General features: G+C 54.9%; 14 protein-coding genes. 6 read left to right on the top strand and 8 right to left on the bottom strand.

What is annotated here, in order from left to right; translation table 11 throughout:
• Positions 1-4: 4 nt before the first annotated feature.
• The 3 genes from ACYVHX_RS19020 to ACYVHX_RS19010 form a co-directional block, all read right to left on the bottom strand.
• On the bottom strand, positions 5-3,328 hold the full coding sequence (locus tag ACYVHX_RS19020) for a SusC/RagA family TonB-linked outer membrane protein (protein WP_460673265.1): 3,324 nt from the start codon (positions 3,326-3,328) through the stop codon (positions 5-7).
• Between the two features lie 303 nt (positions 3,329-3,631).
• Positions 3,632-4,405: an SDR family NAD(P)-dependent oxidoreductase gene (locus ACYVHX_RS19015; protein ID WP_460673264.1), complete on the bottom strand. Its 774-nt coding sequence runs from the start codon at positions 4,403-4,405 to the stop codon at positions 3,632-3,634.
• Between the two features lie 107 nt (positions 4,406-4,512).
• On the bottom strand, positions 4,513-6,180 hold the full coding sequence (locus ACYVHX_RS19010; protein WP_460673263.1) for a UxaA family hydrolase: 1,668 nt from the start codon (positions 6,178-6,180) through the stop codon (positions 4,513-4,515).
• Between the two features lie 127 nt (positions 6,181-6,307).
• Here ACYVHX_RS19010 and ade point away from each other — a divergent pair, with 127 nt between their 5' ends.
• From ade to ACYVHX_RS18995, 3 genes are all read left to right on the top strand, one after another.
• A complete protein-coding gene (gene ade, locus ACYVHX_RS19005; protein WP_460673262.1) occupies positions 6,308-7,966 on the top strand; it encodes an adenine deaminase in 1,659 nt (552 codons plus the stop codon).
• A 158-nt stretch (positions 7,967-8,124) separates the two neighbouring features.
• A complete protein-coding gene (locus ACYVHX_RS19000) occupies positions 8,125-8,715 on the top strand; it encodes an RNA polymerase sigma factor (RefSeq protein ID WP_265991789.1) in 591 nt (196 codons plus the stop codon).
• 110 nt (positions 8,716-8,825) lie between these two features.
• A complete protein-coding gene (locus ACYVHX_RS18995) occupies positions 8,826-10,097 on the top strand; it encodes a replication-associated recombination protein A (protein ID WP_460673261.1) in 1,272 nt (423 codons plus the stop codon).
• Here the strand turns inward: ACYVHX_RS18995 and ACYVHX_RS18990 are convergent.
• Entirely contained in the window at positions 10,091-10,450 is a 360-nt protein-coding gene (locus ACYVHX_RS18990) for a hypothetical protein (RefSeq protein ID WP_460673260.1), read from the bottom strand. The genes ACYVHX_RS18995 and ACYVHX_RS18990 overlap by 7 nt on opposite strands.
• Positions 10,451-10,693: 243 nt before the next feature.
• Complete coding sequence (locus tag ACYVHX_RS18985; protein WP_460673259.1) at positions 10,694-12,697, bottom strand: prolyl oligopeptidase family serine peptidase; 2,004 nt, start codon at positions 12,695-12,697, stop codon at positions 10,694-10,696.
• A 142-nt stretch (positions 12,698-12,839) separates the two neighbouring features.
• On the opposite strand from ACYVHX_RS18985, the gene ACYVHX_RS18980 reads away from it, so the two are divergent.
• Positions 12,840-13,664, top strand: coding sequence for an alpha/beta hydrolase (locus tag ACYVHX_RS18980; protein WP_460673258.1), 825 nt, complete (start codon positions 12,840-12,842; stop codon positions 13,662-13,664).
• Between the two features lie 85 nt (positions 13,665-13,749).
• On the opposite strand, the gene ACYVHX_RS18975 is transcribed toward ACYVHX_RS18980, so the two are convergent.
• Positions 13,750-14,523, bottom strand: coding sequence for a MerR family transcriptional regulator (locus ACYVHX_RS18975; protein ID WP_460673257.1), 774 nt, complete (start codon positions 14,521-14,523; stop codon positions 13,750-13,752).
• A gap of 68 nt (positions 14,524-14,591) precedes the next feature.
• Between ACYVHX_RS18975 and ACYVHX_RS18970 the strand changes: the two genes are divergently transcribed.
• Positions 14,592-15,095 carry a GNAT family N-acetyltransferase gene (locus tag ACYVHX_RS18970; protein WP_460673256.1) on the top strand — a complete coding sequence of 168 codons (504 nt, stop codon included), beginning with the start codon at positions 14,592-14,594 and terminating at the stop codon, positions 15,093-15,095.
• 126 nt (positions 15,096-15,221) lie between these two features.
• Positions 15,222-15,542, top strand: coding sequence for a hypothetical protein (locus ACYVHX_RS18965; RefSeq protein ID WP_460673255.1), 321 nt, complete (start codon positions 15,222-15,224; stop codon positions 15,540-15,542).
• A gap of 11 nt (positions 15,543-15,553) precedes the next feature.
• Here ACYVHX_RS18965 and ACYVHX_RS18960 read toward each other — a convergent pair whose 3' ends face one another.
• Both ACYVHX_RS18960 and ACYVHX_RS18955 read right to left on the bottom strand, forming a co-directional pair.
• On the bottom strand, positions 15,554-16,006 hold the full coding sequence (locus tag ACYVHX_RS18960) for a hypothetical protein (RefSeq protein WP_460673254.1): 453 nt from the start codon (positions 16,004-16,006) through the stop codon (positions 15,554-15,556).
• A 39-nt stretch (positions 16,007-16,045) separates the two neighbouring features.
• Entirely contained in the window at positions 16,046-16,228 is a 183-nt protein-coding gene (locus ACYVHX_RS18955; protein WP_460673253.1) for a hypothetical protein, read from the bottom strand.
• Positions 16,229-16,296: the final 68 nt, after the last annotated feature.

Raw genomic sequence — 16,296 nt, 5'->3', positions numbered from 1 at the left:
AGAATTAGAAGCTGGCGCGTAACATCACCCCCATGGTCCGGAAAGACGGGTTGTTACCAGCGTTATTAATGTTATCCGACCATTTGGTACTCTGGTTCGTCTGCTCAGCATCCAGATCCTTGATGGTCCGGTAGAAGAAGAACAGGTTCCGGCCAAAGACCGACAGCGTCAGATTCTGCGTTCCGATCCGGCGGGTGATGTTTGCCGGAATCCGGTAGCCCAGCGAAAGCTCCCGCATTTTAATGTAGGTATTTTCCTGTACGTACAGTTCGTAGCGCGAGCTGCTGTACTGCGGGCCACCCCAGTTGTAGGTGCTGTTGTAATAAACCGCCTGCGATACGATGTTGGTATTCGGTTCGCCATTGGTCAGCACACCGTCCATCAACATCCCGTCGTGGTAAACCACCTGACCGGCCGGGCCGGTAGCCGCCGTGGTCTGAACTCCTTTGCCGTTGGCGTCGAGGTAATAGTTCAGGCCACCGTGTTCGGCGTCCATCGCCGTCAGGCTTTCTTCGGTCAACCCTCTGGAAGTCATCCAGTTGATACCGGTCGGCATGATGTGTCCGCCAAACCGGAAATCGGTGATGATATCCAGGTTGAAGCCTTTGTAGCTCAAACTATTGATAAAACCGCCCGTCAGTTTTGGCATGGCGTTTCCAACCTTGATCCAGTTGGCCCCATCCAGCTGATACAGACCGTTCGGGCCCACGACATTGCGTCCGTTGGCGTCTTTCAGGATGCCGTGCGCGTAGATGTCGCCCATCGGCTGACCCACGACCGAGCGCAGCTGAGCCGCGTTGCCGTCATAATCCGCGTGCAGTAATTCCGTCGAACCGTTCGCCAGTTTCTCCACCTTGTTGCTGTTTCTGGCCAGGTTCAGGATGATGTCCCAGTTCAGGTCATCGGCGCCGGTTCCCCGGATCGGCGTTGCATTCAGGGCTAACTCGACCCCCTGGTTCCGCAGCGTTCCGATGTTGGCCAAAACCGTACGGGCTCCTGAGCTGGCGGCAATCGACAACGGCAGAATCTGGTCCACAATCTGCGCATTGTAATACGACAGATCTAAGCCGAAGCGGTTTTTGAAAAACCGGGCTTCCAGACCGAATTCAAACTCCCGCTTTTGCTCGGGACGAATTTTGTCGTTGCCATAATCACTGCTGATGTTGGTATAAAGCACCGAGCTTCCGCCCATTTGCTGCACGTTCAGGCTTCCCTGGCTGTAGGCATTGTTGGCGCTGTAGATGGTCGGATAGTTCCCCACAACCCCGTACGAACCGCGCAGTTTTCCGTAGGTAAACGCCGTCGGCAAGGTCAGGAAATCGCTGAACACCAGGCTGGCGTTGACCGACGGATACGTAAAGGCGTTGTTACCCGGCGCGAGCGTCGAGGTGCGGTCCCGGCGGATCGTCCCTTCGATGAAAAAGAAATTTTTGTAGTCAAAATTCACCGTTCCCATGTAGGCATCCCGGATCGAACGGTCGCGGGTGGTGCTGCCGTTCGGGGTGTTCACCGACGCGGAAACGTCGAAGAAGTTTTCGGTGCTCAGACCACCGTTGGTCGAACGGGTAACAAACGTATTCAGGTCATTCCGGGCCGTATAACCCGCTCTGGCCGAAACCGTCATGGCTTCGTTCAGCTTTTTGGTGTAGGTCAGGAACGCATCCCCGTAGACACTGCTGTACAGTTTGTTGTCCATTCCGAAGTCGCCCGAATAGCCAAACGCCAGCGGAATCGAGCTCCATTTTTTGTCTTCAATCCGCTCCGAAGTCAGATCGGTGGCAATCCGGCCTCTCAGGCTCAGTCCTTCCACGATGTCCCAGTGCTGGGTAAAGCTCGCGATCACGCGGTTGCTATACTCATCGTAGGTGTTTTTCCGGGTGCTCCACACGTAATCGCCAATATCCGCTTTGAAACCGTTCCGAATGATGTTTTCACCCGGGGTCAGACTTTGGTTGGTGCCGGTTACAAACTTGTAGCCCTGGCTGGTCTGGTACTTGTCGAAATACCAGTCGGCGGATTCAAACCGGTTCATCATCCCCGTAAAGTTGTTGATCATACGATCCACTTTAAACGGCCGGTTGTGCGTGTATTGGTTGATGTAGTTCACCAGCAATTCGGACCGAAGCTTTTTGTTGATGTTGAAGCCCGCGGTCAGGTTCATGATGTTCTTGCTGTTCTTGGCGTTGTAGCTGATCATCCCGTTGTCCTGACGGGTATACGAAAACCGCAGGTTGGAATTATCCGTTGCTTTCGAAATGGCCAGGTTGATGTTGGAGCTGCTGGCGTTCTCGAACAAATCCGCGTAGCTATTGTTGGACGCCACGTAAGGCCGGATGACACCGTCGAACGCCATCACCGGCTGTCCGTCGAATTTCGGACCAAAGTTAACCGTGGCATTCAGCAGCCCCCGGGTATCTCCCCGGCCGTCACCGTCGGTATCATACGAGATAAACCCGTTGGCATCCTGACCGCCGTTCGAGTAGTTCAGCATGTAACCTGGTCCTCTGACGTTCTGATACCGGGGCAGGTACGCGATTTTATCCACGCTGTAGCTGGCGCTGAAATCCACCCCCAGTCCTTTTTTGCCTTTCCCGCTTTTGGTCGTCACCAGCACAACCCCGTTTACGGCTTCCGAACCGTAGAGCGCAGCCGCCGAAGCGCCTTTCAACACCGAGATGTTTTCGATATCCGCCGGGTTCAAATCCAGCAAACCGTTCCCGCGTATACGTTGGTCACCCCAATAGTCGTTGTTCCGCACTTCCCCGTTCCGGATGGGAATCCCGTCCATGACAATCAGGGGCTGCGTATTTCCGGTGATGGAAGCCAGACCCCGGATGCTGATGCTCACCGCGCTGGTAGCACCGCCCGGCGTTGCGTTGATCACCACCCCCGGTGCTTTTCCGTACAGCGCCGTGGCAAAGTTCGGAGAGGCCGTTTTCACGAGATCTTCCCCGCCAACGACCGCCGTTGCGTAGCCCAGCGCCTTTTTCTCCTGCGTAACCCCAAACGCCGTTACAACAACTTCATCAATCATTGTGGCGTCTTCTTCCAGCGCAATGTCAACCACCGACCGGTTGGCAATGGCTACTTCCTGCGTTTTGTACCCGATAAACGAAAAAACCAGGGTTCCATTCTTACCAGCGGAAACGCTGTACTTGCCATCGGCGTCCGTGGAGGTACCCGAAGTCGTGCCTTTCACAAGGATGGAAACGCCCGGCAGCGACTGACCATCCTTGCTCGTTGTAACCTTTCCCGTAATCGACTGAGCGAATACAGGAACGCTTATTACCCAAAAAAGGATAATAAGCCTAAGTAAATTTTTTGCCATACAAAAAATAGGTAAAGATGAAGTACAAGAAATTTAATACAAGATTAACAATTTTTTTAAAAATATAAGCTAATAAAATAAAATATATTATTAAGTACCGCATTTTGGGGGATAAGTGATAAACCGGAGTTGGTACGGCCCGGAATTTTAGCAATCTGGCTTATCGGGGGAAGGCGGAAACGATCAGAACTGTTGAAACGAAAACGGGCGATCTGGCATTGTGCCAGATCGCCCGCTTCAGAAAATTTAGTCCAGGGAATCGGTGCCGCTAAACTGGCAGTCTCCCAGCCTGGTCAACCGGTTTCAATTGTTCAACCGGACAAAACCGCCGTCGATGGGGTAATCGCAGCCCGTGATAAAACCGGCCTCATCCGAGCAGAGGTACAAGGCCAGCGCGGCCACTTCAACCGGTTTTGCCATCCGGCCGATGGGCTGGGTTGCCGCCAGTTTGGCAAACATTTCGGTTTCCTGGCCCGGATAATTCTTCGCCAGAAAACCGTCGACGAACGGCGTATGCACCCGCGCGGGCGAGATGCAGTTGCAGCGAATGTTGTGCTTCAGGTAATCCTTGGCCACCGACAGCGTCATCGACACCACCGCGCCCTTGGTCATCGAATAGGCAAACCGGTCCGGAATCCCGACCGTGGCCGCAATGGACGCCATGTTCAGGACGACGCCCCCACCGCTGGCTTTCAGATGCGGAATGGTGGCATACAGACAGTTGTAAGCCCCTTTCACGTTGACCGTAAAAACCCGGTCGAAATCCGCTTCCGTGGTGGTTTCCACTGTTCCGATGTGCGACACGCCGGCGTTGTTGACCAGGATGTGGATGGGGCCACCGGCGGCAATCTGGCCAATTACTTCCAGCACCTGCGCCTGCTTCGACACATCGACGGCGTGGGCGTACGCCCGACCGCCGTTGGCCTGGATTTCTTCGGCCACTTTCTGCGCCAGATCGGCGTTCAATTCCAGAATGTGCACGACCGCTCCGGCCTGCGCAAACGTCTGCGACATCGCCAGCCCAATGCCGCTGGCCCCACCCGTGATGATGGCAACTTTATCTTTTAAGCTGAACATGGTTTTTTGAATGAGTGAATGAGTGATTGAGCGAATGAGTGAATAGCTTCGCCATTTTCTGCTTCCTGCGGAGCTATTCACTCATTCGCTCAATCACTCATTCACAATTAAAGAGAAACGCCCCGTTTCCAGGGGATGAAATCGTCCTGACCGAGTTGCTGGGCTTTGGTTTTCACTTCGCCACTGGCGAGCTGGATGACGTATTCGAGCATTCGTTCGGCATTGTGCTCGATGGTTTCGGCGCCTTCGATGATCGGGCCACAGTCAAAATCAATGACGTCGGGCATCCGTTTAGCCAGGGCGGTGTTGGTGGCAACTTTGGCAACGGGACAAATCGGATTGCCCGTCGGGGTGCCTAAGCCCGTGGTAAACAGGATGATATTCGTGCCGGAACCGGCCATTCCCGTGGTGGCTTCCACGTCGTTACCGGGCGTACAGAGCAGGCTCAAACCGGGAACGGTAGCGGGTTCGGTATAATTCAAGACGTCGGTGACGGGCGAGGTTCCGCCTTTTTTGGCGGCTCCGGCCGACTTGATGGCGTCCGTAATCAAGCCATCGCGGATGTTGCCCGGCGACGGATTCATGTCAAAACCGGACCCTACGGCTTCGGCCTTGGCGGAATAATCGCGCATCAGGTAAATGAATTTATTTGCTTTTTCGTCCGAGGTGGACCGGTTAATCAGCTCCTGCTCTACGCCGTTCAATTCCGGAAACTCCGCCAGCACGGTTTTCGCCCCCAGCGTCACCAGAATATCCGACAGATGCCCAACGGCCGGATTGGCCGACAGGCCCGAAAAACCGTCGGAACCACCGCACTTCAGACCAACAGTTAATTGGCTCAGGGGAGCCGGTTTTCGCTCGATTTTGTTTGCTTCAATCAACCCGAGGAACGTTTCGCGAATGGCGTTCGTCAGCATCGCGTATTCAGTACCGTCCTGCTGTTCGAAAATCAGCATCGGTTTGTTGAATTTCGGATTCCGTTTGCGCACCTCATCTTCCAGCATCGACGTCTGCGTGTGCTGGCAGCCCAGGCTTAAAACCGTCACACCGACGACATTCGGGTTATTGATAAAACCGGCAAATAAGCCGCAAAGCGCTTCCGAGTCCTGCCGTGTGCCTCCGCAGCCCATCTCGTGCGTCAGAAACTTGATGCCATCGATGTTGTTGAACGGCCGTTTGAGGTTGGGTTCTTCCAGCGTACGTACAATCGACGGGTCGGCAAACGCTTCCATTTTTCGAACCTTGTCCACCTCACCGACTTTGTAGAGCTGCAACAATTCGTGCACCTGCTCGCGGTAAATTTCGGATTGGGCGTACCCCAGTTCGCGCTCAAACGCATCTTTCAGGATCAGGATGTTGCGGTTTTCGCAAAAAACCAGCGGCACCACCAGCCAGTAGTTGGCCGTGCCCACCATGCCGTCGGCGCGGTGGTAGCCCATGAACGTCCGGTTGTGCCAGGCCGTCACGTCGGGGGCCTGCCAGGTATAGGGCTGCTTTTTCTCGATCCCGTATTCACCGGAATCGTGCTTGAGGTTAAACGTCGTGATGGGTTCGCCCCGTTTGATGGGCTGGGTCGCCTTGCCAACCAACACGCCGTACATGATCACCGAATCGCCGGTTTGCAGGTCTTCGGTTACAAATTTATGTTTGATTCCAACGCCAATGGGCAAGGTGTAGGTTTGCCCTTCAAAGGCAATCTGGTCACCGGGTTGAAAGTTTTGCAGAGCAACGATGACATTATCGGCGGGGTGTACTTTCAGAACTTTATGCTGCATAAGTGTAAATGAGTAGGAATAAATTCGGTCCGTGGGTCGGTTCAGCCAGGCGGTTTACGTTTCGGGACAAAAGTCTGTGAATTATCGCTAATATTGAAAGAAAAAAAAGAAGATTCTTTACCCATTCATGCAAGTTTCCGGCAACCTTCTCAACCTTTTCGACCGCACCATCCGCTTCAGCCAGTTGACCATTGAGCAGGGCCGGATTCATCAAATTGACGAACTAGGTCCCGAGCGCCCCGGAAAACCGTGTCTGCTGCCCGGTTTGGTCGATGCCCACGTCCACATCGAAAGTTCGCTGCTGACGCCCGCGCAGTTTGCCCGGCTGGCGGTGGTCCACGGCACGGTGGCGACGGTCTCGGACCCTCACGAAATCGGAAACGTGCTGGGCGTCGAAGGCGTCGAATACATGATTGCCGACGGCAAACGCACGCCGTTCAAGTTCTGTTTCGGGGCTCCGTCCTGCGTACCGGCCACGACCTTCGAAACCGCCGGTGCCACGATTGATGTGCGGGATACACGAAGATTACTGGGATTAAAGGAAATAGGCTATCTGGCCGAGATGATGAATTTTCCGGGCGTCCTGAACCAGGACCCGGACGTGATGGCCAAAATCGCGCTGGCGCAGGCCTTCAACAAACCCATCGACGGCCACGCGCCCGGGTTGCGGGGTGACGACGCCCAGCGGTACATCGACGCCGGGATGAGCACCGACCACGAATGTTTTACCTACGACGAGGGACTGGATAAAGTACAACGCGGCATGAACATTCTGATCCGGGAAGGCAGCGCGGCCAAAAATTTTGAAGCCCTGATTCCCCTGCTGGCCGACTTTCCCGACAAGATCATGTTCTGCTCCGACGACAAACACCCGGACAGCCTGATCGAAGGCCACATCAACCAGCTGGTGAAGCGGGCGTTGGCGAATGGACACGATGTCTTCGACGTGCTGCGGGCCGCCTGCCTGAACCCGGTTCTGCACTATCGGCTGCCCGTGGGCCTGTTGCGGGAGGGCGATCCGGCGGATTTTATTACAATCACTGACTTATCGGAATTTTCAATTCTCCAGACGTTCATCAACGGCGCCGTGGTCGCCGAAAACGGAACCTCCCGGCTGCCCGACCTGCGGAGCGAACACGTCAATCAGTTTAACTGCCTGCCGAAAAAACCGGCGGATTTTGAAGTCATCGCAGATTCGGATCACCGGGCGACCCCGTTGCCACACCCGCTTCAGGTCATCGAAGCGCTTGATGGACAACTGATAACCAACCAATTATCCGTATCCCCCACCCTGATCGAAAACCGGGTGGTGGCCGACCTGACGCGCGACCTTCTGAAAATAACCGTGGTCAACCGCTACCAGGACACGGCCCCCGCGCTCGCCTTCATCAAAAATTTTGGCCTGCAAAAAGGCGCCATCGCGTCATCCGTCGGGCACGATTCGCACAACATCCTTGCCGTGGGCTGCGACGACGAAAGCATCTGCCGGGCGGTTAATTTAGTCGTTCACGCCAGGGGCGGTTTGAGTGCGGTGGCCAGCGCACACGACCACCGGCTGCTTCCCCTCCCCATTGCCGGACTCATGACCGACGCCGATGGCTACGCCGTTGCCGCCGACTATACCAACCTCGACCGGTTCGTCAAGGATGAACTGGGTAGTACGCTCCAGTCGCCGTTCATGACCCTGTCGTTTATGGCGCTGCTCGTGATTCCCTCCCTGAAGCTCAGCGACAAGGGCCTTTTTGACGGACAAAACTTCCGGTTTACCCCGCTCCTTTCGGCCTGAAAAACCATGTCGTATGCACGCATACTAAAATAAAAATAATCCTATTTATACAAGTTTTTGTAAAAAATCATCCCAACTTTTTTTATTAACAACTTTTGTTAATAAGTTTACATTCCTTACGTCCAGTGCTTTGTATTGACCCATCCTAAACCACTCTTATGCCTCGCTACCGCACCCCGTCCGGTATAGACGAAGAACAACTCTGGGATCAGTTCCGGAGTGGCGATGAAGTAGCTTTCGCCCGGCTTTATAAAGAATATGTGCAGGTGCTTTATCACTACTGCGCACACTTCACCGCCGATCGGGCCTTAATCAAAGACTGCATTCACGATTTGTTTGTTGAATTGTGGAAACACCGGCAAACCATTGGCCAGACCACTTCGGTACGGTTTTACCTGATGGCGTCCATCAAGCGCAAGCTGGTCCGTCACCTGAACGCCGAGCTGAAATTCAGCAGTCAGGACGATGTTGAAAACGATCGCGAATGGCTGCCCGGCTGCGCGCCTTCCTACGAATCAACGCTTATTTCCTTTGAAGAAGACGACCACGTGAATTCCTGCGTGGCCAAAGCCATCGAAAAACTCCCCCGCCGTCAGCGCGAAGCCGTTTACCTGCGGTATTACCAGAACCTGAGCAACGAAGAGATTTCGTCGCTGATGAAAATCAACATCCAGTCGGTTTATAACCTGATTTTCGGAGCGTTGACCAATCTCAAAAAATACATTTCGCCGGAAAAAGTGGTGTTGTAAAAACCGCCCCTGTCCGCTTGGGTTTAACTATTGCCCGTTGTTTGAAGTTTACCGCTTCAGGTGGCTACCTTTGTAACCAGAACCGGTACTCTTCAAACGACAAAGCCTGCATGAACCCGATTACAACGCCCCTGCCCGAACGGATGCGCCCCCGCACCCTCGACGAGGTTATTGGCCAGCAAAAACTGATTGGTCCCGGAAGGGCGTTACGGCGGGCCGTTGAAACCAACCGCGTTCCGTCGATGATTTTGTGGGGACCGCCCGGCGTCGGCAAAACCACCCTCGCCCAACTGCTGGCGGAAGCCACCAAACGTCCGTTTTTCAGCCTGAGCGCCATCAGTTCGGGGGTGAAAGAAGTCCGCGACGTGCTGGGGCGCCCGTCCGGCTTGTTCCCGCCCATCGTGTTTATTGACGAGATCCACCGGTTTAATAAAAACCAGCAGGATGCCCTGCTCGGGGCCGTCGAAAAAGGTACGATCACCCTCATCGGAGCCACTACCGAAAACCCGTCCTTTGAAGTCAACTCGGCACTCCTGTCGCGTTGCCAGGTGTATGTGCTCGAATCGCTCGGCGCGGACGAACTGAAGCAACTGGTGGACAATGCCCTGCAGAAAGACAGCTACCTCAAAGAGAAAAAGATTACCGTTCAGTCGTACGATGCCCTGATGCGGCTTTCGGGCGGGGATGGCCGGAAGCTCCTGAATTTGCTGGAGTTGGTAGCTACTTCGCGGCCGGACAACCAGGAAATGACCATCGACGACGAACTGGTGACCACCGTGGCCCAGCAGCAGATTGCCCGCTACGACAAATCCGGTGAACAGCATTACGACATCATTTCGGCCTTTATCAAATCGCTGCGCGGCAGCGACCCCAACGCGGCCCTCTACTGGATGGCCAGGATGATCGTGGCCGGAGAAGACCCCGAATTCATCGCCCGCCGGATGCTGATTCTGGCGTCGGAAGACATCGGAAACGCCAACCCGACGGCCATCATCATGGCGACCAACGCCATGCAGGCCGTCAAAGCGATTGGGTATCCGGAGTGCCGGATCGTGCTGTCGCAGGTGGCGGTTTACCTGGCTACTTCGCCCAAAAGCAATGCGAGTTACGTTGCCATTAACGAAGCGATGGCGCTGGCCGAACAAACGTCCGATCAGCCCGTGCCGCTGCACCTGCGCAACGCGCCTACCAAACTGATGAAGCAAATCGGTTACGGCAAAAATTACCAGTACGCCCACGATTTTGAGGGCAATTTCACCCCCCAGGATTTTCTGCCCGACGCGCTGAAAGGCACGAAATTGTACGAACCGGGTCAGAATGCCCGTGAAAACGAGATCCGCAAGCAACTACAACGCTGGTGGGGCGACTGGTACGACTACTGAGGAACCGTTCGGCGAAAGAACAAAGGCAGGCGGTTATTTTCGGTGTTGAAGGTGTGAATCGACCGCAACAACACCACGATGATCACCACATCCAACAATTGTCCGGTCTGAATGGTCAGCAGTTCACTCACCAGCTTCGCGTTCAGTTTTACGATTCCAAACAGCGCCCACAGCCATTTGTAAAAGTAACGGGGTAGCTCACTTTGCGCTTCCCGCAGAAACAGGAGAAAAAAACCAAGGCAAAACACAACACCGGAAACCCGGTATATTTTCAGGGGCAGGTGGGTCAGAATGGTGAAACCGGTCAGGGCGGCACTCATCGCGATGATTAGCCATTCTGCCAGGGTTGGCATACGGAGAAAGATACCCAAAATACGTTTTTCCCTCATTCCTGCGGTGGTATTGCTCCCTGATTTAAACGTAAGTACACGAATTTACCGCATAAGCAATAGAATAATTTAGGGAATGGAACCAAATGGTTACATAAAAAACCGGGTTTCAGATCATCCGGATTGTGCAAAACCGGGGACAGGGTAACTAAAAACGTCCTACGGTTTTTTGCGTAGGAAGTCGCTAATAACCGGACAAATGATGGACTATTTTTTGCTGGTTTCCAAAGCGGCTACCGACGTTTTCAGGTACTGATCGAACCATTTCAGGTACCGGTCGAAGCGATCGGTCTGGTAGCTCGGCACCGAAAGGCCGTGAAACTGATTCGGATAAACAATCAATTGGGTCGGCACGCCCAGCGATCGCAGCGCCTGGTACATCTGCTCACTGCCTGCAATCGGAACGTTAAAATCCTTTTCGCCCCCCATAAACAGCGTCGGCGTTTTGATGCGGTCGGCTTTCAGAAACGGAAACGATACTTTCAGCCATTTATCGGTATTTTTCCAGGGTAGTCCCAGTTCATTTTCGTATTGGGTCACGTACTGATCGGAACCGTACATGGTCATCTGCAACGAGCTTCCGGCTCCGCTGGCGGCCGCCTTAAACCGCTGGTCAGCCGTGATGGTGTAGTTGGTCAGAATACCGCCGTAGCTCCAGCCGCCGATGCCCAGCCGGGCCGGATCGGCAACGCCATTGGCCACCAGATAATCCGTAGCGCCCAGAATATCAATCACTTCCTTATTGCCCCAATCGCCGTAAATCGCTTTGCAGAACGCCAGCCCGCGCCCGCTGCTGCCCCGGTAATTGACGCCGGCCACCACAAAACCGCCCCCGGCCAGAATCTGGCGCGACAGATCGAACCCGAAATTATCCTGCCCAACCGGTCCGCCGTGAATAAACAGAATCGTCGGCAGTTTCTGCCCGGCCGGAACGTGCGCGGGCCGGAACAGCATGTTCGACACCTGGGTGCCGTCTTTGCTGCGCGAAGTGAATCCTTCGACTTTGGCGAGCAGCAACGGAGCCACAAAATCATCCTGAAGGGTCGTCAGCCGCCGGGTTTCGCCGTTTTCAACCACGTAAATTTCCGCCGGCAATTGCGGTTTGCTCATGAGGGTTGCCCAGCCGCCCTTTGGGTTTTGTTCCAGGTCGGCAAAGGCGCAGTCACCCCCGGCGAGCCGGTTCAGGTTGCCGGACGCCAGTTCATACGCACCGACGTACGTCCGGCGATCGTCGTCCACCAGAACCGCTACGGTTTTCCCGTCCGGCGACCAGCGCGGGTTCCGAACCGGCCGGTCCAGGGCCGTTGACAGCAACTTCGGTTCTCCTCCGGTGGCCGGAATCAAACACAAAACCGGCTGGTCGTACATGATGAAATTCGTAGCGGCCGTGGAGCGCAGATAAGCCAGTTGCGAACCGTCGGGGCTCCAGACCGGGCTGCGGTCGTAGCCCGCCCAGCTGGTCAGTTGCTTCGCGGTGGATTTCGGTTTGGCATCAATGACGAATACATCCGAGTTTTCATTTTTATCCGGATCGGCCGTTCGGTTGCTGACGAACGCAATCTGTTTGCTGTCGGGCGACCAAACCGGCGACGATTCGTCGTACGTTCCGCGGGTCAGCGTGTCGAGCTTTTTGGTATCCACATCGAACAGAAACAAATGGGCCGCCCGCCGGTCGAGGTAGCCTTTCGTATCCTCCTTGAAATGAAACCGGTCGATGACGTGCGGTTTCCGGATTTTGGTTTTCGCCGAATCCGAATAATCCTTGTCCCGCATGACGAGCGCAATGGTTTTGCCGTTGGGCGCCCACTCATACTCTTCCAGTTCGCCCTTCAGATCGGTTACTTTTTTGCCCTCGCCCCCGCGCCGGTCAAGCAGCCACAACTGGCTGTCCTTATCCCCGTTGCGGGTTGCTACAAACGACAAAAACCGCCCGTCCGGACTCCAGCGGGGTGAGGATTCGCCGTCGGGGCTGTTCGTCAGTTGGACCGACTGTTTGCCGTCCCAGCTAATCATCCAGAGGTCGGTGTTGCGTTTATCTTTTTCCTTGTCCACCGACGACAGGGTGTAGGCCACCCACGCCCCATCCGGCGATACCTGCGGATCGTTGATGTTTTGCAACCGGAGAATATCGGCGGGCTGAATCGGGCGTTTGGTCGGAAGCTGAGCCAGGGCGGTGCCGGTCAGCAGGCAAAGAAATAAAAATGATTTCATGCGTCTGTTTTGAAGAGGAATGCCGCTTTGAAGATACAAAAAGTTTGGAAATGGTTTTATTTTGCACCGGATGCGTGCCTAAACCGCGCGTACCGCCGGGTCCGCCGGGCCTGTTTTTTTCGTTACATCTTTCTGAAAACCAATGACTGCAACCCGCATTGTACGCATCCTAACCCTTCTTTTATTCGCCTGTTCATCGGCCCGGGCCTCCAAAATCGACACCGTTGAGACGTACAGCCCCTCCATGAAAAAAACCATCAAAGCCGTGGTGCTAACGCCGGATTCGTATGCGGGCGGCAAAGAATTTCCGGTGGTGTATCTGCTGCACGGCTACAGCGGGAATTACGCCGATTGGGTCAAAAAAGCACCCGCCGTCCATCAGGCGGCCGATGCGTACCAGTCGATTATCGTTTGCCCGGACGGGAATTTCTCAAGCTGGTATTTCGACAGTCCCGCCGACCCGACCTCCAGGTACGAAACCTACGTGGCAACGGAGTTGGTGAGTTGGGTGGACAGCCATTATAAAACCGTCAAAAACCGCAAAGGCCGGGCCATCACGGGTTTGAGCATGGGCGGACACGGGGCACTGTATCTGGCTTTCAAGCACCAGGAGGTGTTCGGGGCCGCCGGGAGCATGAGCGGGGGCGTCGACATCCGGCCGTTCCCCAACAACTGGGACATGGCCAAAAAGCTGGGCACGTACGCCCAGTATCCCGACCGCTGGGAGCAAAATACCGTCATCAACCTGCTGCATCTGCTCACGCCGGGTTCGCTGGCGCTGATCATCGACTGCGGAACGGACGATTTTTTCTTTCGGGTCAACAACAACCTCCACCAGAAGATGCTGGATCGGAACGTGGCCCACGACTACATCACCCGTCCCGGTGCCCACAACTGGCCCTACTGGAACAACGCCCTCGGTTACCAACTGCTGTTCATGCGACAGTATTTTGATAAAAACGTTTAAGGTTTGAAGTTTCACGTTTAACGGGGCTGCCGCCAGATTTTCGCGCGTCAGCACTCGTTAAACGTGAAACTTCAAACCTCAAACGCTATTTCCCCTGCGCATCCACAAAATGCGTCATTGCCTGGCTCAGGAACTGCGCGTAGGCGGGGTTCGGCTCGCCGTTCTGGCTGGTGTAGCGCAGGTCATCGACGTACAACTGCGCCAGTCCCCGGTAAGCCGCCAGCGTGTCGCCGTTGCCAACCGACGGCCCCCACATTTTTTTGATAAAGGCAAAATGCCGGGCTACCTGCTGCTGCACGGCCGGCGCGGCCGGGTCGTTGCCCATCAATTCGGCCAGCGTCCGGGCAATGGCCTCGCCTTCGGCTTTCACGTTCGCCAGTTCGGCTTTGCTGAGTTTGCGGAGTTTGTTCTCCGATTCTTCCACGACGTTCTCGCCGTATTTGGCAACGGCTTCCTGCCGGTACGCTTCCGCCTGTTCTTTGGGAAAACCGGCGTATAGTTCTTCGTCTGTCAACATGGTTTCTTCTCCTTTTAGTTTTGAAATGGTTTTGTCAATCGTCCCCAGCAAAGTCGTGAGCCGATCCCGACGGTCGCGCAGGGCGGTTTTGTGGCTCCGGAGCGCGGTTATCAGATCGAAATGGGGGTCTTCGAGCACCTGCCGGATTTCCAGCAACGGAAAATCCAGTTCCTTGTAAAAGAGAATCTGCTGCAGTCGGATCAGCTCTTTTTCGCCGTAAAGCCGGTACCGGGCCTCCGTGCGAACGGACGGTTTTAGAAGTCCCAGGCGGTCGTAGTGGTGGAGCGTGCGCACGCTTACTCCCGCCAGACTCGCCAGTTTTTTTACGGAATACGTTCTCATACTCACGGTCTTACTGTGATGGACGCTGTAAATGTAGGCTATGACGTAAGGGGAGAGTCAAGAAAAAAATGAAGTTTTTTAAACTTTGGTGTATTTTACCGCCCTTGGAACCCAATCAGCCTGCCACCGATCTCCTCCGCCGGGTCGAAACCGCCGACGATGCCGCTGCCCTCCTGCGCCTGATGGAAACGTTTTGCCGTCATTTCGAGTATCCATTCGACCGCTCGCTCCGGAAACACCTCATTCAGAAGGTGGTGGAAGATCCGGCCCTGGGTTCGCTCTGGCTGATCGAACACGAGGAGCAGCGGGTGGGCTATGCGGCCCTGACGTACGGTTTTGCGTTTGAGTTCGGCGGAAAAACCGCCCTGATCGACGAGTTGTTCGTCGAAGAAGCCCACCGGGGCGCGGGTCGGGGTCGGCGGGTGCTGGCCAGTATTCAGCAGCTCGCCAGCGAGTTGGGCGTATCGACCATTCTGTTGCAAACCGAAACATACAATCCCCGCGCCAAGCAGTTGTACGAATCCGCCGGCTTTGTCGATCAGGAGCGAAATACGTTGATGTGGAAGAAATAGACCTTCGTTTTCGGCATACGGTTTTCGGTGGCTGGCGCCTGATAAACCCGCGACCTTAGCTGGCGTCAGCTACCGGAACCTGAAAACCGTATACCGAAAACCGTAAACTGTAAACCTTAAAAAGATATGAAATTCTTCGTTCCTGCCACCAAAAATCCTGACGAAGCGGAAAAAGTATACGGTATTCTGCGGAAAGCGATGCTGAAACACCGCTACGAAACCAGCGATCAGCGCATTTACTCGATCACGTTCGACGACAACGGGTTTAGCCTGACCGAAACCGTTGGCCAGCCATCGGAAACGTCCGGCGAACCGATTGTGGCCATTTTTCAAGCCGGCGATCTGTACCTGATCTGCACCAACAACCGGGGCGTTTTGCGCGGTATGCCCATGATCGCGGGCGAATGGGCGGTCACGAACGTGGAGCTGTTTGAAACCGGGGAGTGATCCCGTCGTTTCTACGGTCGCCGAAAATACTCCACCGTGTACCCGCCCGGCACCTTCGGAATGACCACGAAATTGCCCTGCCCATCGACGGGTGAACATTTCCGGCAATACCGTTCGGTCACCGTGTAAACGATGCGTTTGGCGGCATCGTCCCGTTTTACATCCCGCTGGTAACTGCTGCTGCAACCCTGGTTGACGGTGGATAAGCCAATAACGTCGTTCTCGTTGAAATTGACCGCGCCCAGCGTTCCGTTGCAGCAGTTGGCAAACACGCGCTGGTATTGCTCGGAAGTCGTGATCAGGAGGCCCCGGGTCCCTAGGTCGCCGGTGCTCTGGTCGTAGGCTACGCGATTGCTCAGCACGCGGGTGATGATGCCCGTGGCTTCGTCATCGGTTTGCTCGCAGGTGGGTTCATCCTGACAGGAGAGGAAGCCCAGAATGAGGAGAAACAGTACGCTTTTCATTTCCGATACCAGTTGAGTACGGGTGAATTCATACGGCGGTTACTCCGTCAGGGGCGTTGCGTGCAAGGCATCCCGAAACCGTTCGATCCGGCCGAGATCGACCTGCGTGAGTCCCCATTTCGTGAGGGCGTTGGGCTGTCCCTTCAATTCATTCACCAGCCGGGTCAGAGCCGTCTGGATCAATTCCACCTCTTTGGGCGTTGTTTCAACCACTAATTTCATACGGATAAGTTGAGTATAGGTCTTTCAAGTGGGGAAAGTTAGTCTGGTAAACCCGGTTTTCAAAATCA

It is taken from the genome of Larkinella ripae, assembly GCF_054780775.1.
The sequence above is the reverse complement of the archived record's forward strand: the minus strand, read 5'-3'. Positions and strand labels throughout refer to the sequence as shown.

Bases quoted from the DNA above. Each gene is read 5' to 3' on its own strand.
- ACYVHX_RS19020 (WP_460673265.1), bottom strand. From the start codon at position 3,328: ATGGCAAAAAATTTACTTAGGCTTATTATCCTTTTTTGGGTAATAAGC.
- ACYVHX_RS19015 (WP_460673264.1), bottom strand. From the start codon at position 4,405: ATGTTCAGCTTAAAAGATAAAGTTGCCATCATCACGGGTGGGGCCAGC.
- ACYVHX_RS19010 (WP_460673263.1), bottom strand. From the start codon at position 6,180: ATGCAGCATAAAGTTCTGAAAGTACACCCCGCCGATAATGTCATCGTT.
- ade (WP_460673262.1), top strand. From the start codon at position 6,308: ATGCAAGTTTCCGGCAACCTTCTCAACCTTTTCGACCGCACCATCCGC.
- ACYVHX_RS19000 (WP_265991789.1), top strand. From the start codon at position 8,125: ATGCCTCGCTACCGCACCCCGTCCGGTATAGACGAAGAACAACTCTGG.
- ACYVHX_RS18995 (WP_460673261.1), top strand. From the start codon at position 8,826: ATGAACCCGATTACAACGCCCCTGCCCGAACGGATGCGCCCCCGCACC.
- ACYVHX_RS18990 (WP_460673260.1), bottom strand. From the start codon at position 10,450: ATGCCAACCCTGGCAGAATGGCTAATCATCGCGATGAGTGCCGCCCTG.
- ACYVHX_RS18985 (WP_460673259.1), bottom strand. From the start codon at position 12,697: ATGAAATCATTTTTATTTCTTTGCCTGCTGACCGGCACCGCCCTGGCT.
- ACYVHX_RS18980 (WP_460673258.1), top strand. From the start codon at position 12,840: ATGACTGCAACCCGCATTGTACGCATCCTAACCCTTCTTTTATTCGCC.
- ACYVHX_RS18975 (WP_460673257.1), bottom strand. From the start codon at position 14,523: ATGAGAACGTATTCCGTAAAAAAACTGGCGAGTCTGGCGGGAGTAAGC.
- ACYVHX_RS18970 (WP_460673256.1), top strand. From the start codon at position 14,592: ATGAAGTTTTTTAAACTTTGGTGTATTTTACCGCCCTTGGAACCCAAT.
- ACYVHX_RS18965 (WP_460673255.1), top strand. From the start codon at position 15,222: ATGAAATTCTTCGTTCCTGCCACCAAAAATCCTGACGAAGCGGAAAAA.
- ACYVHX_RS18960 (WP_460673254.1), bottom strand. From the start codon at position 16,006: ATGAAAAGCGTACTGTTTCTCCTCATTCTGGGCTTCCTCTCCTGTCAG.
- ACYVHX_RS18955 (WP_460673253.1), bottom strand. From the start codon at position 16,228: ATGAAATTAGTGGTTGAAACAACGCCCAAAGAGGTGGAATTGATCCAG.